Source organism: Paenibacillus lautus NBRC 15380 (genome assembly GCF_004000945.1).
GTDB classification, from domain to species: Bacteria; Bacillota; Bacilli; order Paenibacillales; family Paenibacillaceae; genus Paenibacillus_AQ; species Paenibacillus_AQ lautus.
This window is the reverse complement of the sequence record NZ_BIMF01000001.1, coordinates 85,272-108,452: the sequence shown is the minus strand read 5'-3', so window position 1 is coordinate 108,452 and position 23,181 is coordinate 85,272. Positions and strand designations below refer to the sequence as shown.

Below are 23,181 nucleotides of genomic sequence, written 5' to 3'. Positions count from 1 at the left end.
GATAGAAGAGTGAAGGGGAGTACCGACGTGGAGAGCAAAATCGATGATATGATAGCGCATCTTTCGCATTCTCAACAGCAGCTGGCCCGGATTTTGGAAGCTCAGCGCCATGCTGCTGTTCGCATGGCTCAAATTATACATTCACTTCCTGAATATGAATTTCAGCTCGCTGAAGGACCGAAATCATCAGGAGGACAGACGGTACAAATCAATCGCAGTATCGTTTCTTATTTGAACGCCATGGCGGATCTGCAGCAAACCGCAGCGGATAGCCTGGAGATCGTGCTAAAGGAACTGAGAGACCAAGAGGAAGAATAACCCGGTAATCTTACCGGATGACAGAGGCGGGAATGCAGGTGAGCAAAGAAGAGTCTTTGATGCGAATGCTGGAAGCAGCCGTTGCCATTCAGCGCGAGACCTCTCTGATCCTGGAGGGGAAGGCTGTCGAAGCTGAAAAGGTTCGCGAATGGGTACTGTCGCAGGATCCCTCTACCGGCGGATTGAAGGATTCGCTGGTGATGCATGAGCAAATCGTGGAGCAGATTGAAGGACTGACCCGAATCGGATCAGGGCTCTGCCGGAATCTGCGTGTGGCTTTAGGTACCGATGAACAGGCTGCAAGCGGAGGTTTTGATGAATTTGAGTTTGGGGATTCGGACTAATGATTACACGCACCCACCGGGAACATGAAGCAAGGGTAGCTATGATTTCGTCCATCGCCAGAAGCCAAGAGGCATTGGCCGGCATATTGGAGAATATCGCCGAGGTCTCGGCCCATTCCGACGTGACTTCGCGAAAGCTTGCTGAGAATATCCGGCTTTTGACCGGTTACCAGTCGGTCATGACTGAGATGCTGACAGGCATACCGCTGAACCGAACGAAACGGGGATCTCCTTCTTCCCCATGGCTTGCAGCCGGAAGGATTGCAAGCAACGGTATAGCAGACCAGGAACAAACCACGCACTCGGGAGGTTAATTACAGGATGAAAGTAAAACTAACGGGTTTACGAAAGAGCGGACGTGCACGTCATGCCGGCAGCAAGAGACTGTCCTTGGCTGTAAGACGCTTGAAGGTTGTTAAAGGTGCCAGACGGCGTCGTGGCGGAAGCTTGAGTTTGCGTAAACGCCGGGGGATTCGTAGTCGCTATCGGTTACGAAGAGGAGGGCGCGTGTTCTATCCCGCCTCATCCCAGGCGTTTAACCAAGGATATAATCAGGCTTATGACGAAGGATTTAAAGCGGGATTTGCGAAAGGTTATGAAGACGGGCAAACCCCTCCTGCACCCGTATGAAGGCGGACAGGGCGGCTCTCACGGAAGGTTTCGGATCCGTGAAGACCGCTCTTTTTTATTTTTCCTTGCCGTTTTCAAAGGGGCGATACGTAAGGGCATACGCCAAATTCCCGGTCCAAGGGACAGTCGTCCATGATGCATTCGTCCTCTCGGCATATAGTTATATGAACCTTTGTAAATCCCATAAGAGACAGGGTGAAGATGGTGAGCTTATCGTTTCGTACAGGTCAGAAGGAGGGCTACCAGGCTGGTTACAGTGAAGGTTACCGTTTGGGGGGGTGCCGTGCGCTGATGGAGCGTATTCCAGTCGAGCCCTCGCCATATTTCAATCTGAAAATTCTGTATGTCCCCCAAGGCTTTGAGTCCATTGATGAAGGGGTAGTCAAGGGGCTTGGCCGAATTGTTCGGGAATGTATCGTGGTGCCGCCGGAACAAGTGGTGGAGGTGGCGCTGCAGCAACTGCCGGATATTATTTTGGTCATGAATGGCTTGCACGTATTTCCGGAGGGGTTCCGCCATTCGATGAATCAGCTCCGGGACCTTGGCTTCCGGACGGCCATTTGGTTTGTGGATGACCCTTATTTCACGGAGGAGACGCCGGGGTTGGCACAGCATTTTGATGTTGTGTTCACGCACGAGCTGAGCTGTGTTCCATTGTATCAAAGCGTCGGGGTGAAAGAAGTGCATTATCTTCCGCTTGGCGTTCATCCGGAACTGTTTACCCCTACGATGGCAGGGCCGGCATATCGTTCTGACATTTGCTTCATCGGCAACGCGTTCCGCAACCGTGCGGCACTGTTTGATGAATTGGCCCCGTTCTTGAAAGGGAAGCAGGTTCGTATTATCGGAGGCTTCTGGGAGCGACTTGCCCGTTATAAAGAGCTCTCTCCGTTTGTGTACAGCGGCTTCATTCCGCCTGCTGAAACCGTGAAATTCTACAACGGTGCCAAAATTGTGATCAACCTGCACCGGCCGACCCAAAGCGGTGACGACAACCGCAACAGCCTGAATTTTCCGGGACGTTCGATCAATCCGCGCACCTTTGAGATCAATGCTTGCGGTACGCTTCAGATCACGGATATCCGTGAGGATCTGAGCCAGTATTATACGCCAGGAATCGATATCGAGACCTTTGGCTCCGTTCCGGAATTGAAACATAAGATTTCCTATTATCTTTCTCAAGAGGATCAGCGTAGAAGTATAGCGCAGCGGGCGCTTCAGACGACGATGACAAGACATACGTATGTTCACCGACTGCCTGAGCTTCTGACATTGATCGAGGCCAATCGATAGGATGAACTTGTTGGGTTCAAGCAAATATCAGGGAGGAGCGAAGCGGATGCCTAAAAGTTTAGTTACAGGACCACGTCGGTCCGCCGTATCCGATGCATATGGACGAGGCAGGAGTGTCGGTCTTCAAGCGGGATACGATGAAGGGTATTTCCGGGGGAAATCGCAAGGCATCGTCAACCGGATTGTATACACCCCGCCCGTGCGGGAGATCCATGTTTTGTTTGTCAGCTCGGGAAAAGGATTTCCCTATTCGCCGATTGACGAGGCGATCATTGGCACGCTGCATGGCATGGTACGTCAGCTTACGCTGACGGATGCGAAGCAGGATGTAGCAGCGGAAGCAAGTCGCACCAGACCGGATCTGGTGCTGGTACTGGACGGCATGTATCTGCCGGTGGAGCAGATGGATGCCATTCGGGCCATGGGAATTCGGACGGCCGTCTGGATGACAGACGATCCGTATTATACCGATATGACTTTAGGCTGGATTCATCACTATGATTATGTCTTTACGCTAGAGTTGAACTGTGTAGCCCATTATCAGAACTTGGGCTGTGCTCAGGTTCATTATTTGCCGTTCGCTGCATTTCCCGGCCATTACCGTCCGATCGCCAAGCCTGGAGCGGCAACACGCGAGATCGGTTTCGTCGGTACAGCCTATCCGAAACGGATTCAGTTCTTTGAACCCATTATGGATCAACTGATGGCGCGCCGCACATTTATTAACGGCAATTGGTGGGAACGATTCCCGGGATATGGGAGATATAACAACCGAATCGAGATTAACAAGTGGATGGGGCCTGCGGAAACGGCAGACGTATACAACAGCGCCAAGATCATCATCAATCTGCATCGTGCGGTAGATGACGATGATATTAATCAAAATAGCGGTCATATTCCAGCGGCTTCCCCGAACCCCCGTACGTTTGAGATCAGTGCCTGCGGAACGCTTCAACTCTGTGATGAGCGTGCAGATCTGGCGCGTTTTTACACGCCGGGGGTTGAGATCGATACGTACCGATCGCAAGGCGAACTGCTGGAGAAGATCGAGTATTACCTGACTAACGATCAGCTTCGTAAAGATATCGCCCACCGTGCGCTGGAGAGAACTTATCAGGAGCATACCTATGCACATCGGCTGAATACGTTGTTCTCGGTCATCTTCCCTTAATCGGTACACAGAAATAGATGAATGTTGGGGGAACAAGCGTCGTTGCGGTATCTTTGTCTCCCTAATATATTGTACCAACTGGGTGAAAAGGAGGTGGATCGCATCCGGTACTGCGAGAATCACGGTTACTGAAGATGCGGGCGATACCGATGGCCTTTAAACCGAAAATGTTGATTTTTTCACACGTATCCAATCCGTCAAGCATTACGGGAGCGGAGAAGCTGCTTTTGTTCTTCTGCGGGCAGTTGTCTCCATTCTTCGAATGTGTTCTGGTTGCACCGAATGAAGGCCGACTGACCATGCTGGCCAGACAATCCGGGATTTTGGTGAAAATCTACAAAATCCCATTGCTCTACAGTGTATATACACCTGGTGCCCATCTTATGAACGAAGCGGATAAATTAATGACAACACCTGTATTCCGGGCCTTGACGAAATGGATAGCAAGTGAAGGACCTCAGGTTATCCTTACCAATACCTGCGTTCATTTTATGCCGGCGGCTGCCGGAAAACGACTCGGGATTCCCGTGATGTGGCAGCTGACAGAGAAAATTACGGATAACGGGTATGCCCATTTGTCCACTTCGTTAATCCATCAGTACAGCAGTTGGATCATCAGTATTTCCGAGTCGGTAGCCGAGAGCTTCCCGCCGGAAGTGAGGCAGTCGAAGATGACGGTTCTTCCTCCATCCTGGAGCGAGTCTGACATTCAGCCGGAAGCATGGCCGGGGTGGAGGGCCTCCTACCGGGAGAAGCTTGGGATCACATCGAACAGACCCTTAATTGGGATGATATCGTCGTTTCTGATCGAGAGCAAAGGGGTTCATCATTTCATCGACATGGCGCTTTCGCTCAAGGATGCCTATCCGGACGCTGTCTTTCTCATTGTAGGCAGCGTGCTGGACCCGGACTATGAGAGATTGTGCCGCGATCGGATTGCTTGGTCAGGGACTCAGCACCGATTCATATTCGCCGGTCCCCAGGATGACATCTCTCAGGTGTACTGTGCGCTTGATGTTGTTGTCGTTCCGAGCGTGGTACCGGAGGGATTCGGATTGACGGCACTGGAGGGCCTGATGTACGGGAAGCCGGTCGTTGCCTATGCATCAGGAGGACTCCAGGAAGTGTTGACAGCTGCCGGCTGTGCGCATCTGCTAGCCGACTCAGGAAGCACGGCCTCTTTGGCGGAGAAAGTAAGGTTCATACTAGATCAGCCGGATCAGGGAGTTTCCTTGGGGATGCAGAACCGAATGCAAGCGCAGGCTGTTTATGGTCCTGTGATATATCAGGTACGAGTGAACGAGATGGTTTCCCGGTGGATGAATGAGCATCCGGGATGGTTCCAGGCGACGGCAAGGACGGCGAAGCATCGGGCTGCTCCCCCGACGAGACGTCACAAACAGGGAAGGCGAACCCGGAAGAAACGCAGCGAAGCGGGACTGCGCCGGATATTACCTCGCACGAGAACCAGAAGAACAAAAGGAAAACCGACCAGGCGACGGGCATCAAAGCTTAGACAACGCAGAACGTCCGCAAGGCGACGGAAGGCATAAGACGAGGGAATGGCAGAGCTGGATCAGGCGCTTAACACATTTGAAAGCAGATGCTCCTCCCCTCTGCCATCTCCACGAATACGGGAAGAATGGTCGTGCTGCGGAAAGATCGCCTTCGGATCTGTGATTAACTTGGCAAGGGAGAATCCGATATGAAAGTCATGACAATCTTGGGTACGAGGCCCGAAATTATCCGATTAAGCTTGATCATTCCTCTTCTAGACCAGTATGCAACGCGGCATGTTCTCGTGCACACGGGGCAAAATTTCACGAATACTTTGAGCGGGGTGTTCTTCTCGGAAATGGGACTCCGCAGTCCGGATTATGTCCTTCAGGACCGCCAGGCGACGCTCGGAGGCCAGCTGTCCGTGATGTTCAGCCGCATGGAAGAAATATTGGAGCAGGAGCAGCCCGATACCGTACTGCTGCTGGGCGATACAAACAGTGCGCTTTGCGCCGTGCTGGCTGAGCGTCTGGGATACCCCGTGGTCCATATGGAAGCGGGGAACCGCTGCTTTGATCTTGATGTGCCTGAAGAGAAGAACCGCAAAGTCATTGATGCGGTATCCTCCATCAATATGCCTTATACGAACTATAGTAAGAATCATCTGCTTCGCGAGGGCGTACCGAGTCAACGCATCGTCCTGACAGGGAACCCGATCTATGAAGTAATGAAGCATTATGAAGCTCAGGTCAATGAAAGCCGGATCATGGAGCAGCTGTCGCTGTCGCCCCAGCAATATTTTCTGGTTACGGTACACCGCTCCGAGAATGTGGACCGACCTGAGAATTTGAAGGAAATCTTAAATGGATTAAACGCGGTTGCGGAAACGTTCGGACACCGGCTCATATGCAGCCTGCATCCCCGGACGGCTTCGCGCCTTGAAGGGGCGAAGGAGGTCGGTCTTCATCCGCTCATTGAATTCCACGAGCCTTTTGGCTTTTTTGATTTTGTGAGGCTCGAGAAGGACGCTCTTTGTGCCATCACCGACAGCGGCACGGTACAAGAGGAATGCTGCATCATGCACGTACCCACAGTGACGGTTCGGCGGACGACGGAGCGACCGGAGACTGTGGATTGCGGAAGCAACATCGTTTCCGGCCTGAGTGCGGACCGGATCCATGGAGCGGTCCAATTGATGACTCAATTGAGTCGCGACTGGAAGTGCCCGGAAGGCTATTTAGCGGACAATGTGTCGCGTACCGTCGTAAAATATGTGCTTGGAGGGAAAGTGAATGTTCACTAATCAACGGATTTTGGTGACTGGCGGCACAGGCTCTTGGGGACATGAACTGATCAGCCAGCTTCTGCCGCTAAATCCTAAGCAGGTCATCGTCTATTCCAGAAGCGAGGCCACGCAGGTGGCTATGGACCGTGAGTTTGAAGATCCGCGACTCACTTTCCGAATTGGAGACATCCGCGACAAGGAAGCTCTTACGGCAGCCTGCCAGGATGTTGATTACGTATTTCATCTTGCGGCGCTAAAACATGTTCCTGTATGTGAAGAGCATCCCTATGAAGCTTTGAAAACCAATGTGGTAGGCACGCAGCATGTCATTGAGGCGGCCATTGAAAATCAAGTGAAAAAAGTGATATATATTTCAACGGATAAAGCTGCAAATCCATCCAACTTCTACGGCATGACCAAGGCGATTGGCGAAAAATTGATCGTGTATGCTAATCTGTTGAGTACGCACACTAAATTCGTCTGCGTGCGGGGCGGCAACGTTCTCGGAACGAACGGGAGCGTCGTTCATGTATTCAAGAATCAGATTCGGCAAAAGGGACAGATCAGTATTACCGATCACAACATGACCCGTTTCTTCCTGACCTTGAAGGACGCGATCTCCTTGCTGTTCAAAGCGTCGATTGAAAGCATCGGCGGTGAAATCTTTGTTATGACGATGCCGACCTGCCGCATCGTGGATTTGGCGGAAGTGCTTATAGAAGCTTCAGGTCGCAGCGACGTCACCGTGGTTGAAACCGGAATTCGTCCGGGAGAGAAGATCCATGAAATCCTCATGAGTGATTTTGAAAGCCTGACTACCGTTGTTTACGATGATGAATATTTGGTCATATTACCGACTCTCGAGATTCCTGGTCTGAATGAGCGTTATCAACACCTGTCCAAAGTGTCTTTCAACAGCTTCAGCTCGGAGCATCAATTGATGACCAAGGACGAAATACGGGATATTCTGCGCCGCGGAGGATTCTTGCCATGAAGATGCTCATTCTCGGGGGAAATGGCATGGCGGGACATGTGCTTGTACAGTACTTTCAGTTATCCGGCAAGCATCATGTCTTTTATACGACCCGGGACAGAAGTGATTCACAAGGCCTGGTGCTGGATGTAACCGATATGAGTGCTGTGGAGCATATGGTTAAGGCGGTTTGGCCTGATATCATCATCAACGCCGTAGGCGTCTTAAATCAACGAGCTGAAGAAGACAAAATAAACGCATATCATATCAATGGATTTTTGCCTCATCGTCTGCGATATTTAGCAGGTAGCATTTCAGCGAGACTTATTCATATCAGCACGGATTGCGTGTTTCTGGGAACCAAGGGAGGCTATCGGGAAGATGATCTTCCCGATGGTGTAACTTCCTATGCGGTAACCAAAGCGCTGGGCGAGGTCCAAGACCCGGATCACTTGACCATTCGAACCTCGATCATCGGACCTGAAATCCGGCAGAGCGGAATCGGCCTGTTTAACTGGTTTATGAAGCAGCGGGGCGAGGTTTCCGGCTACCGGGCCGTACAATGGAACGGCGTTACGACGCTGGAGCTTGCCAAAGCGATCGAATTCTTCATGAACAAGGACGTGGGAGGTCTCATCCATCTAGGGCATCCGAATCCGGTAAGCAAATATGAATTGCTGTTGTTGTTTAAGGACATTTGGGGGAAACACGATGTGGTTGTGGTCCCGACCGACGATTTTGTTCAGGATCGGACGCTGTGCAGCACGCGACTTGATGCAACATATCCATTCCCGAGCTATGTTCAAATGTTAAAGGAGATGTACGAATGGCAGCAGAAACATTAAAAAACAAAAAACTGCTGATAACAGGAGCCACAGGTTTTACAGGCTTACATGCTTGCGCTTATTTCGTTCGGCAGGGCTGCACGGTCGTTGCTGCCGGTAGGAATAAGAAAACGCTGGATTCGATACAAGGTGTCATATCCGCCGAGTGTCACCTGGAGGATCGTGAACAGGTGAATGACCTGATCCAAAGAAGCCTTCCTGATTATATTTTGCATTTAGCCGGAAAAAATTCAGCTTCGGAGTCATGGAAGCATCCTGCCTCTTATATGGAGAGTAACGTCATGGGCACCATCTATCTGCTGGAGGCCGTCCGGCAGCACTGTCCGGACAGCCGGATGGTGATGGTTGGTTCCAGACTGAGCGTGGATCCCGCAAAAGGCGCGGTCGCCGTTCCTCACCCATACAGCCTTAGCAAAACCTTTGCCAGTTGGTCGGCAGCGGCCTGGCATAGCATGTTCAACCAGCACATCGTCCTGGCAGAGCCATCCAATTTGATTGGTCCTGGAGAATCGACAGGGTTCTGCACGCTGCTTGCCCGGTATATTGCCGGTTGTGAAGCGGGCAGGCCCCTACCGCTGTTCCGTATCAGCTCCCGTTTTGAATCAAGGGACTTTCTGGACGTTCGGGATGCGGTAGCTGCATACGGCGTACTTCTGAAGAGCGGCTCTTCCGGCATGACGTATCCGATTGGATCGGGGGAAGAGCATACGCTTGGAGAGCTGGCTGAGCGCTTGCTTAAGGAGACCCAGACGGCGGTGCCCATGGATTGGGGCCCTGAATCCGCCTCACTTTCATTGGATTCATTAAATAAGGGAACCGGAGGGAAGCAAGGCGCCGAGCTTCTCAAAGCGCTGGGATGGTGTCCGCAATACCTTTTGGAGCGATCGCTTGCCGATATTATGGATGATGCCAGAATACAAGTACAGTGATCCTCTTCATAAGAAAATGAATTAAAACGCCGATGGATGCCATGATCCAATCGGTGTTTTTTTGTCCATAAAATTAGGTTTGATCATCAGTAATCTTCCATGTTAAAACCTTTCAGCATACCACCTCTGCCACAAGGTCATCCTATACGATGTTAATACACTCATTATAGAGATGGAGGATGAATCATGATTAAATCCAAGGCCCTCAACCTGACCGTCTCCACGGCATTGCTGCTCAGTATGGCTGCAGTAGCAGGATGCGGTAACGCCAATGACGGCAACACGACACGTACGAACAATGTGGACAGTGGCCGTATCGGTGTGAATTCCGTACGTAACAATCAGAATGTCCGCAGTACGCAGCAGCATGACCTGACAAACCTGAAATACAGCAAAACGCTGTCGAGAAAAGTTTCGGATATCAGTGGTTTAGGCACAGCCCATGTATTCGTGACGAACCGCAATGCGTATGTATCGCTGTCCAGGGATGGGATGAACACCAACAACATCAACGGTCATGTGACAGGTATGAGCACTCGAGCAAATCGTGCCACTGACGGAACGATGACGGGCACGAACAGAACGAATGTTAGAAACCGTACCTTTGGCACTTCAGGTACAGGCAGCGTGGGTCTTCTGCGAGGAATGGCAAATGATACAAGACGTGCAGTGGACAATACAACGGGTCTTGGAACAGGCCTGGGCCGTAATGCCGATACCCGCGGCTTCGGTGTAAACGGAACGACAACCAATGGCGGATTTGGCGGCAGCAATTATAATACGTTGAACGGAACACGCACCAATGGACTCATGGGTACTAACGGCACAGGTACCAATAACCTTAACGGAACCAATGGTACGACAAATAACACTTATATGGGAACAGGCATCAACGGCGTTCCTTATGGAACTAACAATAATAACATGGGCATGATGAGTAACAATCGTGAAGAGGTACCTCAACATGTACGTCAGGAGATTACGAGCAAAATTCGAAAGACCGCTCCACATATCAGTCAAGTATATGTTTCCACGGATGAGGGTTTTTATCAGCATGCTAATCGATTTGGAACGGACGGGAATGCAGCGAACACGGTTGGTACGCTTTCGCGCGATTTCGGTACATGGATTAACCGTGTATTTCCGCTGAACCTTGGTGGTCGTGACGGCATGAACGATACCCGGGGCAACCTGATGAAGAATGATACGGATGACGGTTGGTTTGGCGGTAATCGGAACAGCCGGTAAAAACCTCTATACCAAAAGGAGCTGCCCTTTAGGAATGAAATCATCCCTAAAAAGGCAGCTCCTTTGCTTTGTTTGCCATATAAACAATAATCAATCAAATTAATGTTTGCGTTGTCCTTGAATCCAAACCCCTTGAAGCTCTAGATCACTTGAAAGCAACAGAACGTCAGCAAGCTTGCCGGCTTCAAGAGAGCCTGTAAGATCAGCGATGCCGATTTTTGTAGCGGGATTTATGCTTCCGACGCGGGAAGCCTGCTCAATGCTTAATCCAACCTCTCGGACCAACAGCTGAAAGCCTTTAATCATCGTCAGCGTACTGCCAGCCAAACTGTCTCTATTGCTCTTGAGTGTGGCGATGCCATTCTCGACAACGACCGGAAGGTCACCCAGCGTATATTCGCCGTCTGCCATACCGGTAGCGGACATCGCATCGGTAATCAGAATCAGATTTCCGTCTTGTTTCATGCGGGCAAGAATCCGAATGGCTGCGGGGTGAACATGAATACCGTCAGCGATTATCTCGCAGCTTAAGCGATCATCACTCAGCATCGCGCCGACCACGCCAGGCTTGCGGTGATGCAATCCTGTCATCGCATTGAACGTATGCACGCCATGGCTAAGACCTGCTTCCACGGCAGCCTCGACTTCCTCATACGTGGCATCCGTATGCCCCAGAGCAGCCACGATCCCGTGATTGTTCAGCCAAGCGATGGCTTCTAGCGCTCCCTCGCGCTCCGGTGCAAGTGTCACCTGGCGAACCAGGTTAGGGTAAGTGGATACCCACTCTTCCAGCCATTCAATATTAGCGTGGACGATATGCTCCGGATTTTGTGCGCCAGGCCATTTCGGACTGATAAAAGGGCCTTCCAAATGTACGCCTACCAGTCTCGTGTAAGGCATGTTTTGGTTGCGGTAGTCGTTAACTTCTTGCAGCACATGGTCGATGGCTGCCTTAGGGGCCGTCATCGTGGTAGCAAGCATGGCCGTGGTGCCCTGGGAGCTGTGGAACGACGTGATTTTATCCAGGACATCCTTGGTGGCATCCATGAAATCTTCACCGTTACCCCCGTGTACGTGGATATCGATAAAACCGGGAATAATGTAGCCATCCGGTTGATGGATCACTTCCGTTGCCGCCTGCTTCAGATCGGCAGGGAGTCCGGAGGCATCACCGGCGTATGAAATGCCCTCTCCTTGAATTGCCAGCACGCCGTCTTCGCAGATGCCGTTTGGCGTCAGGACTTGACCGTACAGCAATTGGACAGAATCTTTTCGTTCGCCGCTCATACCAGCAGTCTCCCTGCGCCTTGATCCAGAAGGACCACCACGTTCGGATGACATTGAAGCAGCGATGCCGGACACGCTGTGGTAATAGGTCCTTTCAATGCGCGATGAACAATTTCCGCTTTATCCTCACCGCGGACGAGGAGAAGGATTTGACGTGCTTTCAGGATTGTGGCAACGCCCATCGTAATCGCATGGGTTGGCACATCATCCAGGGTAGGGAAGAATCTTGCATTGGCGTTACGTGTTTTCTCTTGCAGCTCAACCACATGCGTACCGCCGCTTAAGGATTCACCAGGTTCATTGAAACCGATATGTCCGTTATGTCCAAGTCCGAGAAGCTGGAGATCAACAGGGCCGAATTCTTCCAGCATTTTATCGTAGTTCAGGCATTCTTCTTCCGGATTGGCAGCATTTCCGTTCGGCACATGGGTCCGTTCGATCTGGATGTCCACATGATGGAAGAACTTCTCGTTCATGAAGGTGCGGTAGCTCTCCGGATGGTTCTCCGGAAGGCCTACATATTCATCCAGATTATACGTTGTGGTCTGGGCGAAGCTGACCAGTCCTTGACGGTTCATTTCAATCAGCTTGGCATAAAGCCCGACCGGCGTGCTTCCTGTTGCCAGTCCCAGCTTGGCGCGCGGATTGGTGTGAAGCAGGCTCGAGATCAGGTTAGCGCCTGTTTGCACAAATTGTTCTTCATCGCGGAATGTGTAAATATTCATTGGTTATTGTCCTCCTCGGCTTTTGCGATAGTTTTGAACATTAAGATATGATTGCTCCAGACGAGGAACATACGTAGAGAAGTCCCGACTGGCCATACCCATGAACAGGATGTCAATAATGTGAAGCTGGGCGATACGCGAAGCCATGTCTCCCCGGCGCATTCCTTCCTCTAACGAGGATGAATACAGCGTAATGTCTGCCAGCGCAGAGATGGCACTGCTTCGGTACGATGTGATACTAATCGTGAAGGCGCCGGCGTCTTTGGCACAAGTTAACGCATCGATGGTCTCCGGCGTTTCGCCGGAGTATGAAACAGCCACGGCAACGTCGCTTGAAGTCAGTGTGGAGGCGGATGTGATCTGCATATGGGAATCTGCGAAAGCCGTACAGTTTTTGCCGATCCGGATCAGCTTCTGGTAAAAATCCTGCGCCACAATGGAAGAGGTAGCCACTCCGTACAGATCAATCCGCTTCGCGCGGCATAGGGCATCTACGGCACGCTCCAGCTGACCCAGATCGAGCAGCTCTGTCGTATCCCGTATCGAAGTCAGATGATTGGATTCAATCGCCTCGACGATGCCGGCAAGCGGGTTGCCTGCAACGATATCCTGATAGCGCGTATTTCCCGTGCGTGAAGCCATTTCGGCATGAGCAATCTCGGCAGCGAGCTTGAGCTTAAAATCAGGATACCCCTTACACTGAAAGTTCTTACAAAAACGGGTTACGGTGGCAGCGCTAACCTCACACTGCTCTGCCAGATCTTTAATGCCCATATGCACAATCTCGGATGGAGCTGTCAAAATAAACTCTGCGAGCCGTCGTTCCTGACGGGGCAGACTTTCCTTTTCGACAGAAATAATATGCAAGATTGGTGTCATCACAAGCCTCCTTCAAGGTTCCCCGTGAGCTTATTGCCTGGGCATAACGAATGGGATTCCAAGTTTGAAAATTATTTTTAAAAATATGAAAAAATAAAGAAAATAATTTTTACAACATCATCATAGACCAACCTTCGAGAGGAAGCAAGGACAAAAATCGCCAATACAGGCCAATCGCCCAAATTGGTCGCCTCTTTCGCACCTTCCCCCTTGATCTTACATAAGATGAGTTGACTGTATCCCTTACCCTTGTTAGACCACACATACCCGGGCAAGGAGGGGTGACACCATTGAAGGGGACCGACCACAACAGTAAGTTCTTGTTAACCCACCGTGAACGCGAAGTTTTTGAATTGCTAGTGCAGGACAAAACGACTCGCGATATCGCCGGGCAGTTGTTTATTAGCGAAAAGACGGTGCGTAACCACATCTCCAATGTCATGCAGAAATTAAACGTCAAGGGCCGTTCGCAAGCTGTCGTTGAGTTGATAAAACTCGGTGAGTTGAAGATCTGACACCATGCCGGTTGCATGAACGAAAGCACAGCGAAAGCCTTCCTTCCCGTAGCAACGGGAGTGAGAAGGCTTTTTTGTGTTTCATTCCGGGAATCCGGTTATATTTTGAGATTGGGAAAGGGCAGGCGTCGCCATTAAAAATAGAGATATGTTAAAATGTTCGTAGTTGGAATTAAATGTAGCGACGTCGTTTATACGTGATTATGGAGTACAAATCTGCTGTTCGTTCTTTAGCTATTTTGTACAAATAGCCTGCACATGTCGGAGGTGAAATAAACGTGGGGTGGATGATCGGGATGGTGGCCGGAGCCGTTGTTGTCCTTCTTGTATTGGTACGGTTCAGGCGCAAGAAAAGCAGCGCAAGTGAGCGTAATGTTATCCATCTGAAAACAAAAACGCGAACCCGCAGCGGTCAGCATGGACAAGTATGCAGTAAATGCCGCCGCAAGCGTCAATTAATCTTTTACGCGGATGATTCCGGTGCGGTAAGAGGGCTGTGCACCGATTGTAAAAAAGAGCTTGAACGGCATCAGGAATTATATCCCGTATAGTGAGATGCATGGCGGTATACAAGAGGAAGTGCGAGGGGAAACTAACCTGCGCATCTCCTCTTTTTTTGAGTAATAAAGTACATATGCTTTGAAGCTCTCCGAAAACGGCGAGGACTCCCTAACTTCAACAAGATTGTGTATAGTGAATAACAGTTCCAAATCGAAAGGGAGTGCAGAACTTGAACAGGTTTGGCAGGCTGAATACACTGCGGAATCAAATCTTCCTTGGATTTATGCTGGTGATGGTTGTCGTATTGGCATTGGTCGGGGTTTTTGTATATGATCAGGTTTCGGCTTTGCTGCGCAACAGTGCGGAGAAGCATATTCAGCAGACGGCCGTTCAGGCCACCGGTAAGCTGGATGCGCTGCTCAAGCAGGTGGATACACTGACGGCCCAAGTCTCGACGAACGCAACGGTTCAGCGCTTTCTGGCGCAGGAGACCGCGGGTAAGCCGATTACATTTGGTGAACGGCAGTCCCTTCAACAGGAGGTTCGTAAATATGAAGCCTATGCTACGGGCATCCGGTCGCTGGAATTATATACGAAGGACTATCGGCGGCTGTTTCCGCTGGATGAAGGAAGTCTGACCAGCCGGGTTAGGGGCGATTGGATCGCTGCGGCAGACCAAGGCATGGGGAAGCTGGTATGGTTCGGTCAGGATCCCCGGGATCCGGATGTGGTGGTAGCAGTGCGGAGAATCCGGCTGATTGACCATTCCTTTGCCCACGGCGGGTACTTGCTTGTGAAGCTGGAGAAGGACTATTTTGCCCTGACGGATTCAACTGGCGGTATGGGCAGCGATTCGCGTGAAACGATGGGACTGTTTGATCAGGCGGGGAATGAAATCTCGTCGGATTTTGCTACCCCGGTGGATTCGAAAGAGGTTTTGCACCGCGAAGGGGAGACGGTTACGGTTGGCCATGAAGACTACATTGCCGTACAGAAACAGTCTGAGGCAACGGGCTGGAACTTGGTCATCTTGACGCCTGTCGATTATACGACTGAGGGAATATCGGTGCTGCGAACCGCGATTATCGTATCCGGGGGCGTTGGCGCGCTGCTGTTTCTGATCTTAAGCTTTATTCTGACCACGATGATCATCCGGCCGATTTTGAATCTGATTAAAGCCATGCGCGGCGTAAGGCTGGGGACGCTGAAGCCCATTGCCGTCACCTCGAAGACGATGGAGATCAACGAGCTTAACAATTCGTACAACCAGATGGTGGATTCGCTGAACGAATTAATCGAGGTCGTATATCAGAAGGAGATCATTCAGAGCCGTACAGAACTTAAAGCGCTGCAGGCGCAGATCAATCCGCACTTTCTTTTTAACACATTGGAAGCGTTTTACTGGGCGCTGGATGATCAAGGCGAAGAAGAGCTGGCCCAAATCGTGGTCGCGATGTCCGGCTTATTCCGTTATGTCATTAATCGCAAAGACGAGGATGAGTGGGTATCGGTCAGGGACGAGCTGGATCATGCTGAACGTTATTTGATGATTATGAAAATGCGGATGCTAGAACGATTATCCTGGAAAATCGAGGCGGATGAAGCTAGCAAAAGCGTGCCGATTCCGAAGCTGCTGATACAGCCGATCGTGGAAAATGCGATCCTGCACGGGGTTGAGCAGCGTTTGGGGCCAGGCACCGTCATTGTAAGGGCAACAGCCTCCGATCACCCGGGATATACGGTCATTTCGATTACCGACGACGGTCCCGGAATGGACGAGCAGACGGTGGCCGCCCTATATTCCTCCATGGAAAAAGGATACGCGGAATCTTCTAAAAAAAGCGGTGTGGGCATTGCCAATGTAGAGCAAAGAATCCGGCTGTATTACGCTTCCGGGCAAGCCGGCTTGCGTATTCACAGCGTGGTGGGTCAGGGAACAACGATCTCATTTCAAATTCCGAATGATTTTCCGGCAAACGATGGGGAGGGAGAAGAACATGATAACGATACTGATCGTGGACGATGAACCGAGAACGAGGGAAGGGGTAAGAAAGACCTTGGAGGCTTGGTCGTCGGGTCGCTGTAGAATCGTGACGGCTTCAAGCGGCGTAGAGGCGCTGGAGTGGCTGCAGCAGCAGGTGGCGCATCTGGTGGTGACGGATATCCGCATGCCGGAAATTGGGGGGCTGGAGCTGATTGAACGATTGCATGAACTGGAGCACCCACCTGTCATTATCGTCATATCCGGCTATTCGGAATTCGATTATGCCCGCAAAGCGCTGCAATACGGCGTCGTGGATTACCTTCTGAAGCCGCTGGATAAGCGGAAGCTGGTAACCGCGGTCGAATCGGCCCTGGAACGCCGGGAAAAAATAGATCGGATTGAGCGGATGGAGAAACTGGTGGATCCCAAGCTGCTGGAGGCGGCACAGCAGGATAAGGGCTACAGTATCCAGGTGCAGGAAGCGCTGAAGTACGTGGATCAGCATCTTCAAGAGCCGGTATCGCTTAAGGAAGTGGCCGAAGTGCTTCATTTGAATTCCAGTTATTTCAGCGTGCTGTTCAAAGAGCAGACCGGACTCACCTTCAGCGAATATCTGACGCGCCGCAGGGTGCAGCGGGCCAAGGAGCTGCTGGCGGGCACATCGCTGCCTGTCGCGGAAATTGCGGAGAAGGTGGGATACCAAACGGCTAAATATTTCGTGAAAGTGTTCCGTGACCTTGAGGAAGTAAGCCCGAGTCAATACCGCCATAGCGTATCCGATAGCGGAGAGGAAATCTAATAAAAGTGGAATTAGTCCCAATCATTATGACCTTATACAATCATCCCCTCACTGATAAAATTTGATTAAAGCGGTTTCAATACGCGAACAACATACTAGAAAAGGGGTTGTAAACGTGTTCAACAAAAAATGGACGGTTCTGCTTCTAACATTGTGTCTCGCTCTGGTTGCGGCTGGTTGTGGATCGAGCAACAGCAGCACGGGAGATTCAGGCAACAGCGGCAGCGAAGGCGATAAAGTTACGGTGAACTTCATGCACTTATGGCCGGCAGGCGTTTCTGCAGGACAGAACAAAATCGTGAATCAGATCATCGAAGAATATCAAAATGAGAATCCGAACGTGACGATCAAACAGGAAGTGCTGGATAATGAGCAATACAAAAATAAATTGAAAGTGCTTTCCGCCTCGAACGAGCTTCCGGACGTAGGGGTAACTTGGGCAGCCGGATTCCTGAAGCCATACGTGGAAGGCAGCCTGTTTGCACCGGTAGATGATTTGCTGGGCGGTCAGCTTAATGGCAAGTTCGTAGCTGGCACGACCGAAGCTTATGCTATTGACGGCAAAACGTATGCGCTTCCACTCGAGTTTAATATCGCGCCGGTATACTATAACAAAGCGATATTCGAACAGCATAACCTGGAGGTGCCGCAAACCTACGAAGAATTCAAGAATGTCGTGAAAACGCTGTCCGATAACGGGATTGCTCCGATCGCACTGGGTAATAAGGATCGCTGGACCGGCTCACTCTGGTATATGTACCTGGCAGACCGAATCGGCGGACAAGAAACGCTGGCCAGCGCAATCAGCGGTTCGGGTTCCTTCAAGGATGAATCGCTTGTAAAGGCAGCTTCCGAGGTTCAATCGCTGGTGGATGGCAATGCGTTTGTCAAAGGGTTCAACGGCTTGTCCAACGAGGAAGCGAAATCCGAATTCCTGAACGGCAAAGCGGCCATGTACATGATGGGTACCTGGGAACTGCCGAACTTTACGACCAATGAAGAGATTCCGCAGGAATTCCGCGACAGCGTCGGGTTCTTCAAATTCCCGACGGTTGAAGGCGGCAAAGGCGATATTAACAGCTGGGTAGGCGGGCCGGGTGTCGGCTTGTTCATCGGCGAGAACTCCAAGGTGAAAGAAGAATCCAAGAAGTTCGTTGAGTATTTTGTAACCAAGTGGGGCGAGCAGTCCGTGACAGGCGCCGGCGTCATCCCGGCAACGAAGGTGGATACCTCGACGCTTGAGCTTCCGCAGCTGTACATCGATCTGTTTGATGAAATGAACCAAGCAAGCAGTATCACCCTGTTCGCGGATGTACAGATGGAGGCGAATGCCGCCGAGACACATCTGAACATGATCCAGGCGCTCTTCGGCAAAGCCGTGACCCCGGACAAATTCTCCGAAGAGCATGATGCAGCGATCTCCAAAGGGAACTAAGACTCTTTAGGACAACAAAGAAACGGGACCCTGGTTTATCCGGCAGCAATGCCGGATAAATCTTTCCTCTAGACCATATGGAGAAAGGAGTCGGACACTTTGGATAAAGTGATGTCCAACAAAAAAATCATCGCGCTGTATGTACTGCCTGCACTGCTTGTGATTATGGCCGTCGTCTATATTCCAATCCTATTGACAGCCTATTACGGACTGAACGAATGGAACGGTATCGGTGCAATGACCTTTATCGGACTCGATAACTACCAGGCATTGCTTAAGGACGGAAAGTTCTGGGATAGTGCATGGCACTCCCTGCTATTAGCCGTATTCTCGGCTGCAAGCCTTATTATCTATCTGGCCGTGGCGATGGTGCTGGCCTCCAAGATCAAAGGCGCCAACCTGTTCCGTAAAATTTATCTCATACCCATGCTGCTGTCCTCCGTTGCGATCGCGCAGCTGTGGCTCCGCATTTATCACCCGACAAACGGGATTGTAAACAGTTTTCTGGAATCCATCGGGATCACGAACCCGCCAGCATGGCTCGCTGAGCCGTCGCTTGTATTGTTCGCATTGTTCATTCCGATTCTGTGGCAGTATGCCGGTTTTTATATCTTGATCTACTATGCAGCTCTGAAGAACATCCCGGCATCGCTGGTGGAAGCCGCCAAGATCGACGGGGCAACCTCTCTGCAAATAGCGTTCCGGATCAAGCTTCCGCTCATCATGGAAGTAATTAAGGTTACGATCGTTCTGGCGGTGGTAGGTTCCTTGAAATATTTCGACCTCATCTTTGTCATGACGGACGGGGGGCCTAACGGCGCGAGCGAAGTAATGGCGTCCTATATGTATCATACGGCTTTCCGCGCTTATGATTTCGGTTACGGCAGCGCGATCGGGTTCTTCCTGCTGGTGATCTGTCTGATCGTAACGTGGATCATACGGAAATTAACGGCATCAAAAGAAACGATCCAATATTCATAAGGAGGGATGCTTCATGATATCCGGAGCCACAGGACAGCTCCAAGACGGGCGCGCCCGATCCGGCAACGGAGTGGGAGGCAAACTGGGTTACACACTGCTGTATGCCGTGCTGATCGGCGTGGCCGTATTCCAGCTGTTCCCGCTCGTATGGCTGCTGCTGTTCTCATTAAAAAACAATCAGGAAGTATTCGATCTTCCTCCGCTGTCCCTTCCGATGAATCCGCGTTGGGAGAATTACGAGAAGGTATGGAGTGCCGGCAACATCAGCGTCTATTTTCTGAATAGCGTCTGGATCACCGTCGCAGCAACAGCGCTAACGGTCATATTGGGAAGTCTCGTTACCTTTGCGATTACGAGAATGAAATGGAAGGGCAGTTCCTTTGTCCTTGGCTTGTTCATGGTCGCTATGATGATTCCGGTTCATTCCACCTTGATCCCGCTGTTCAGCATGTTCAACAAGGTTGGCTTGACCGATCATCCAATATCTTTGATATTGTCGTATGTGGCATTCAATATGCCGATTACGATTATGATTCTGCTCGGGTTCTATTACACGCTGCCGAAGGAAGTGGAAGAAGCGGCGGTGATGGACGGCTGCTCGGTTCACCGGGTCTTCTTCCGGATCGTGCTTCCGATGACGGGCTCCGTGCTGGCGACGACAGCCATCATTAACATGATCTACAACTGGAACGAGTTTATTTTCGTGAATACGTTCATCAGCTCGGATATGTTCAAGACGCTTACCGTCGGCGTGCAAAACTTTATCGGACAATATACAACCGATTGGGGGGCGATCGGCGCAACCTTGATGATCAGTATTTTGCCAATTCTGCTGATGTTCCTATTCCTCAGTGATCGTATCGTGGAAGGCATCGCTGCAGGTTCGGTGAAAGGTTAAGTTCATAGAACTCATCCATTTCCGGATAAAAAAATATCGAGCCGCTTCAAGGAGACTTCTTGGAGCGGCTCGTTTGCTTTATACACATCTCCATCTGCAGCACGGCTATCAGACGAAGAAGCATCCCAAGGTTGGACCAACCTTTTGGGATGCCTCATAGAATGTAAGGTTTAGCTAGACTTGATTCAGATTCAAGCCCCTGGCGTTAAACCCATCCCAATGCCCGGGCCACCTGAGCGACCAGGAAGGTAACGCCGATCGCGATTGCCGTTGGGATGGCAAAGGACAGGAACGTCCACTTCGGGCTTTTCGTCTCCTTCCAGATGTTGACGAGCGTGGTTCCGCAAGGATAGTGGAGCAGCGAGAACAGCATCATGTTCAGCGCGGTCAGCCAGGTCCAGCCTTGGTCCAGGAAGATTTGCTTGAGGGCAAACATATCGGTAACCTCGGTCAGGGAGCCTGTAGCCAAATATCCCATCAGCAGGATTGGCAGCACAATTTCATTTGCGGGAAGGCCGATGATAAAGGCCATTAGAATGAAGCCGTCGAGTCCGAGTGCGCGCGCAAACGGATCAAGGAATTCAACGAAATGAATCAGAATGCTGGAATCGCCAATATAGATGTTGGCAAGTACCCAGGTGAGCACGCCTGCAGGCGCCGCTACGATAATGGCTCTGCGCAGTACATAGATGGTTTTATCCAGGGTCGACCGGAGAATCGTATTCAGAATTTTCGGTTTACGGTATGGCGGCAGCTCCAGCGTGTAGTGGGAAGGAACGCCTTTCAAGGCCGTTTTGGATAATCCCCATGATACTGTGAACGTTACAACGACACCGATCAGCACCATGCCCATAACAACCGAAGCCGTCACGAGCGTCTGGGTTCCTCCCGAAAAACCTGCAGCCATGAACAAGGAGGCCAGCAGGATTAGGGTCGGCCAGCGACCGTTGCAGGGCACGAAGTTGTTGGTCAGAATGGCGAGCATCCGCTCCCGCGGCGACTCGATAATCCGGGTCGACATAATGGCCGCCGCATTGCAGCCGAATCCCATCGCCATGGTGAGGGACTGCTTGCCGTGCGCGCCCGTTTTTTTGAACAGGCGATCCAGGTTAAAGGCTACCCGAGGCAAATAGCCATAGTTCTCGAGCAGGGCAAACGCCGGAAAGAAGATGGCCATGGGAGGCAGCATCACACTGACGACCCAGGCGGTACCCCGGAACAATCCGAGTATCAGCACGCCATGAAGCCAATCGGGGGCATGGAGGGCCTGAAAGGCCATCGTCAGGTAACCTTCGATCCAGCCAAAAAAACTCGCCAGCAGGGAAGAAGGCACGTTAGCCCCTGCTATCGTTAAGTAAAAAATAACGCCGAGCATGGCCAGCATGATCGGAAATCCCCACAGCTTAGAGGTGAAGATGCGGTCCAGACGCTCGGAACGGTACAGAAGCTCCCGGTTGGTCACGGTGACGGCGTCACTGCACAGCTCGCGGGATTTTTTGAATAACTCGCCCACGATGTCTTCCCGAACATCCTCTACCTGCTCAGCAGGAATGGCGGCTGTTAGAGCTTCCAAGCGCTTTAGCTGTTCCAAGTGACATCCCCCCTTTATCCGAAGCCTTTAATCGGTCTTTCAGCGTCGCGATCAGCTTCCGGTCTCCATCGAGAAAGCGGATGGCCAGCCATCTGGCTGGATATTCGTCGCCGAAAATGTCTCTTAATTCGGACTCCAGGCTTGAAATTTGTGATTCCAGCTGTTCGTTATATTTCATCCGGTAAGGCGTAGTCGGAGTCTGCCCTGTGCACATCAGAAGCAACTGCTCGGACAGGGTATCCAGCCCTTCGTTGTTTCTGGCCGAAATCGGAATAACGGGAACACCGAGCTGATCCGTCAGCTTGCGTGCGTTAATCTTGATTCCTTTTTTCTTCGCTTCGTCCATCAGATTCAGGCAGACGATGACCTGGTCGGTCATTTCCAGCACTTGAAGCGCAAGGTTAAGGCTTCTTTCCAGCGCCGTAGAATCCAGAACCAGAAGGGTAACGTCCGGTTTCTCAAAAATAATATAATCGCGCGCCACTTCTTCATCGGCCGAATTGGAGAACAAAGAGTACGTCCCGGGCAGATCAATAAATTGGAAGCGGGCGTCTTTGTATTCGTAAAAGCCGCTTGCGAGACTGACCGTTTTGCCGGACCAGTTGCCGGTGTGCTGTTTCAGGCCGGTGAGCGCATTAAAAAGCGTGCTTTTGCCCGTGTTCGGGTTACCGGCCAGCGCGGCGGTAAAAGTTCTCATGATGACATCACCTTACCCCAGATTAACTGACTTTCTTCTTTCCTTAACGCAATGACGGTACCTGCTACTCTATATGAGGTGGGGTCGCCGAGCGGGCTGGCTTTCAGCACTTCGATAACGGAGCCCGGAACGAATCCAAGGTCCAGAAGCCGCCGTTTATGCTCTCCGCGGATATCCACCTGTTCAATCAGAAACCGCTCGCCGAGCGCTGCCTGATGCAAATGCTGCCTATATTTTGTCTCATCCATAAAGTTTAACCTCTCCCTACTAAATTGGTCCGAGCATATATTGTTTCCTCGAAGCAACTTTATGCCTATAGTATGACCGAATGCGTGTATTGTCAACTGGATTCATCA

Annotated in this window: 25 protein-coding genes; 19 read left to right on the top strand and 6 right to left on the bottom strand. The window is 51.1% G+C overall.

Annotated elements, in window-relative coordinates:
• Window positions 1-27: 27 nt before the first annotated feature.
• The 12 genes from PLA01S_RS00505 (at window position 28) to PLA01S_RS00450 (ending at window position 10,533) form a co-directional block, all read left to right on the top strand.
• The gene (locus tag PLA01S_RS00505) at window positions 28-318 is read left to right on the top strand and encodes a nucleoside-diphosphate sugar epimerase (protein ID WP_100540750.1); all 291 of its coding nucleotides are present in this window, start codon (window positions 28-30) and stop codon (window positions 316-318) included.
• Between the two features lie 32 nt (window positions 319-350).
• On the top strand, window positions 351-662 hold the full coding sequence (locus PLA01S_RS00500) for an alpha-helical endospore appendage domain-containing protein (protein WP_371860379.1): 312 nt from the start codon (window positions 351-353) through the stop codon (window positions 660-662).
• Window positions 662-976, top strand: a complete 315-nt coding sequence (locus tag PLA01S_RS00495; protein ID WP_127589573.1) for a hypothetical protein — start codon at window positions 662-664, stop codon at window positions 974-976. Before PLA01S_RS00500 ends, PLA01S_RS00495 begins: the two co-directional genes overlap by 1 nt.
• 7 nt (window positions 977-983) lie before the next feature.
• Entirely contained in the window at window positions 984-1,292 is a 309-nt protein-coding gene (locus tag PLA01S_RS00490; protein WP_127589572.1) for a hypothetical protein, read from the top strand.
• 201 nt (window positions 1,293-1,493) lie between these two features.
• On the top strand, window positions 1,494-2,585 hold the full coding sequence (locus PLA01S_RS00485; protein WP_127589571.1) for a CgeB family protein: 1,092 nt from the start codon (window positions 1,494-1,496) through the stop codon (window positions 2,583-2,585).
• A 46-nt stretch (window positions 2,586-2,631) separates the two neighbouring features.
• On the top strand, window positions 2,632-3,756 hold the full coding sequence (locus PLA01S_RS00480; protein ID WP_127589570.1) for a CgeB family protein: 1,125 nt from the start codon (window positions 2,632-2,634) through the stop codon (window positions 3,754-3,756).
• A 167-nt stretch (window positions 3,757-3,923) separates the two neighbouring features.
• A complete protein-coding gene (locus PLA01S_RS00475; protein ID WP_246059257.1) occupies window positions 3,924-5,309 on the top strand; it encodes a glycosyltransferase family 4 protein in 1,386 nt (461 codons plus the stop codon).
• Window positions 5,310-5,461: 152 nt separating this feature from the next.
• Window positions 5,462-6,556: a non-hydrolyzing UDP-N-acetylglucosamine 2-epimerase gene (gene wecB / locus PLA01S_RS00470; protein ID WP_127589568.1), complete on the top strand. Its 1,095-nt coding sequence runs from the start codon at window positions 5,462-5,464 to the stop codon at window positions 6,554-6,556.
• Window positions 6,546-7,532 carry a polysaccharide biosynthesis protein gene (locus PLA01S_RS00465; protein ID WP_127589567.1) on the top strand — a complete coding sequence of 329 codons (987 nt, stop codon included), beginning with the start codon at window positions 6,546-6,548 and terminating at the stop codon, window positions 7,530-7,532. Before wecB ends, PLA01S_RS00465 begins: the two co-directional genes overlap by 11 nt.
• Window positions 7,529-8,356, top strand: a complete 828-nt coding sequence (locus PLA01S_RS00460; protein WP_127589566.1) for a dTDP-4-dehydrorhamnose reductase family protein — start codon at window positions 7,529-7,531, stop codon at window positions 8,354-8,356. Before PLA01S_RS00465 ends, PLA01S_RS00460 begins: the two co-directional genes overlap by 4 nt.
• A complete protein-coding gene (locus tag PLA01S_RS00455; RefSeq protein WP_127589565.1) occupies window positions 8,338-9,285 on the top strand; it encodes an NAD-dependent epimerase/dehydratase family protein in 948 nt (315 codons plus the stop codon). The genes PLA01S_RS00460 and PLA01S_RS00455 overlap by 19 nt, the downstream gene beginning before the upstream one ends.
• A gap of 186 nt (window positions 9,286-9,471) precedes the next feature.
• Entirely contained in the window at window positions 9,472-10,533 is a 1,062-nt protein-coding gene (locus tag PLA01S_RS00450) for a YhcN/YlaJ family sporulation lipoprotein (protein WP_127589564.1), read from the top strand.
• Between the two features lie 99 nt (window positions 10,534-10,632).
• Here PLA01S_RS00450 and nagA read toward each other — a convergent pair whose 3' ends face one another.
• Genes nagA through PLA01S_RS00435 form a run of 3 tightly spaced genes read right to left on the bottom strand, consistent with a single transcriptional unit; the run spans window position 10,633 to window position 13,424 of the window.
• Entirely contained in the window at window positions 10,633-11,820 is a 1,188-nt protein-coding gene (gene nagA / locus PLA01S_RS00445) for an N-acetylglucosamine-6-phosphate deacetylase (protein ID WP_127589563.1), read from the bottom strand.
• Window positions 11,817-12,545, bottom strand: a complete 729-nt coding sequence (gene nagB / locus PLA01S_RS00440; RefSeq protein ID WP_127589562.1) for a glucosamine-6-phosphate deaminase — start codon at window positions 12,543-12,545, stop codon at window positions 11,817-11,819. Before nagB ends, nagA begins: the two co-directional genes overlap by 4 nt.
• Before the next feature lie 3 nt (window positions 12,546-12,548).
• Window positions 12,549-13,424 (bottom strand): MurR/RpiR family transcriptional regulator, encoded by an 876-nt coding sequence (locus PLA01S_RS00435; protein ID WP_127589561.1) that lies wholly within the window; start codon window positions 13,422-13,424, stop codon window positions 12,549-12,551.
• A 290-nt stretch (window positions 13,425-13,714) separates the two neighbouring features.
• Here PLA01S_RS00435 and PLA01S_RS00430 point away from each other — a divergent pair, with 290 nt between their 5' ends.
• From PLA01S_RS00430 to PLA01S_RS00400, 7 genes are all read left to right on the top strand, one after another.
• Window positions 13,715-13,939, top strand: coding sequence for a helix-turn-helix domain-containing protein (locus PLA01S_RS00430; protein WP_006208732.1), 225 nt, complete (start codon window positions 13,715-13,717; stop codon window positions 13,937-13,939).
• 287 nt (window positions 13,940-14,226) lie between these two features.
• Window positions 14,227-14,490, top strand: coding sequence for a hypothetical protein (locus tag PLA01S_RS00425; RefSeq protein ID WP_246059296.1), 264 nt, complete (start codon window positions 14,227-14,229; stop codon window positions 14,488-14,490).
• 179 nt (window positions 14,491-14,669) lie between these two features.
• Window positions 14,670-16,466: a cache domain-containing sensor histidine kinase gene (locus PLA01S_RS00420; protein ID WP_127589559.1), complete on the top strand. Its 1,797-nt coding sequence runs from the start codon at window positions 14,670-14,672 to the stop codon at window positions 16,464-16,466.
• Window positions 16,438-17,223, top strand: coding sequence for a response regulator transcription factor (locus PLA01S_RS00415; RefSeq protein WP_127589558.1), 786 nt, complete (start codon window positions 16,438-16,440; stop codon window positions 17,221-17,223). The genes PLA01S_RS00420 and PLA01S_RS00415 overlap by 29 nt, the downstream gene beginning before the upstream one ends.
• A 115-nt stretch (window positions 17,224-17,338) precedes the next feature.
• On the top strand, window positions 17,339-18,658 hold the full coding sequence (locus PLA01S_RS00410) for an extracellular solute-binding protein (protein ID WP_127589557.1): 1,320 nt from the start codon (window positions 17,339-17,341) through the stop codon (window positions 18,656-18,658).
• A gap of 99 nt (window positions 18,659-18,757) precedes the next feature.
• The gene (locus tag PLA01S_RS00405) at window positions 18,758-19,639 is read left to right on the top strand and encodes a carbohydrate ABC transporter permease (RefSeq protein WP_127589556.1); all 882 of its coding nucleotides are present in this window, start codon (window positions 18,758-18,760) and stop codon (window positions 19,637-19,639) included.
• A gap of 13 nt (window positions 19,640-19,652) precedes the next feature.
• The gene (locus PLA01S_RS00400) at window positions 19,653-20,537 is read left to right on the top strand and encodes a carbohydrate ABC transporter permease (RefSeq protein WP_127589555.1); all 885 of its coding nucleotides are present in this window, start codon (window positions 19,653-19,655) and stop codon (window positions 20,535-20,537) included.
• 205 nt (window positions 20,538-20,742) lie between these two features.
• Here the strand turns inward: PLA01S_RS00400 and PLA01S_RS00395 are convergent, their stop codons facing one another.
• The 3 genes from PLA01S_RS00395 to PLA01S_RS00385 are packed head-to-tail and all read right to left on the bottom strand — an operon-like array spanning window position 20,743 to window position 23,073.
• Window positions 20,743-22,128, bottom strand: coding sequence for a nucleoside recognition domain-containing protein (locus tag PLA01S_RS00395; RefSeq protein WP_127589554.1), 1,386 nt, complete (start codon window positions 22,126-22,128; stop codon window positions 20,743-20,745).
• Window positions 22,079-22,825, bottom strand: a complete 747-nt coding sequence (locus PLA01S_RS00390; RefSeq protein WP_127589553.1) for a FeoB small GTPase domain-containing protein — start codon at window positions 22,823-22,825, stop codon at window positions 22,079-22,081. Before PLA01S_RS00390 ends, PLA01S_RS00395 begins: the two co-directional genes overlap by 50 nt.
• Window positions 22,822-23,073 carry a FeoA family protein gene (locus PLA01S_RS00385; protein WP_127589552.1) on the bottom strand — a complete coding sequence of 84 codons (252 nt, stop codon included), beginning with the start codon at window positions 23,071-23,073 and terminating at the stop codon, window positions 22,822-22,824. Before PLA01S_RS00385 ends, PLA01S_RS00390 begins: the two co-directional genes overlap by 4 nt.
• Between the last annotated feature and the right edge of the window lie 108 nt (window positions 23,074-23,181).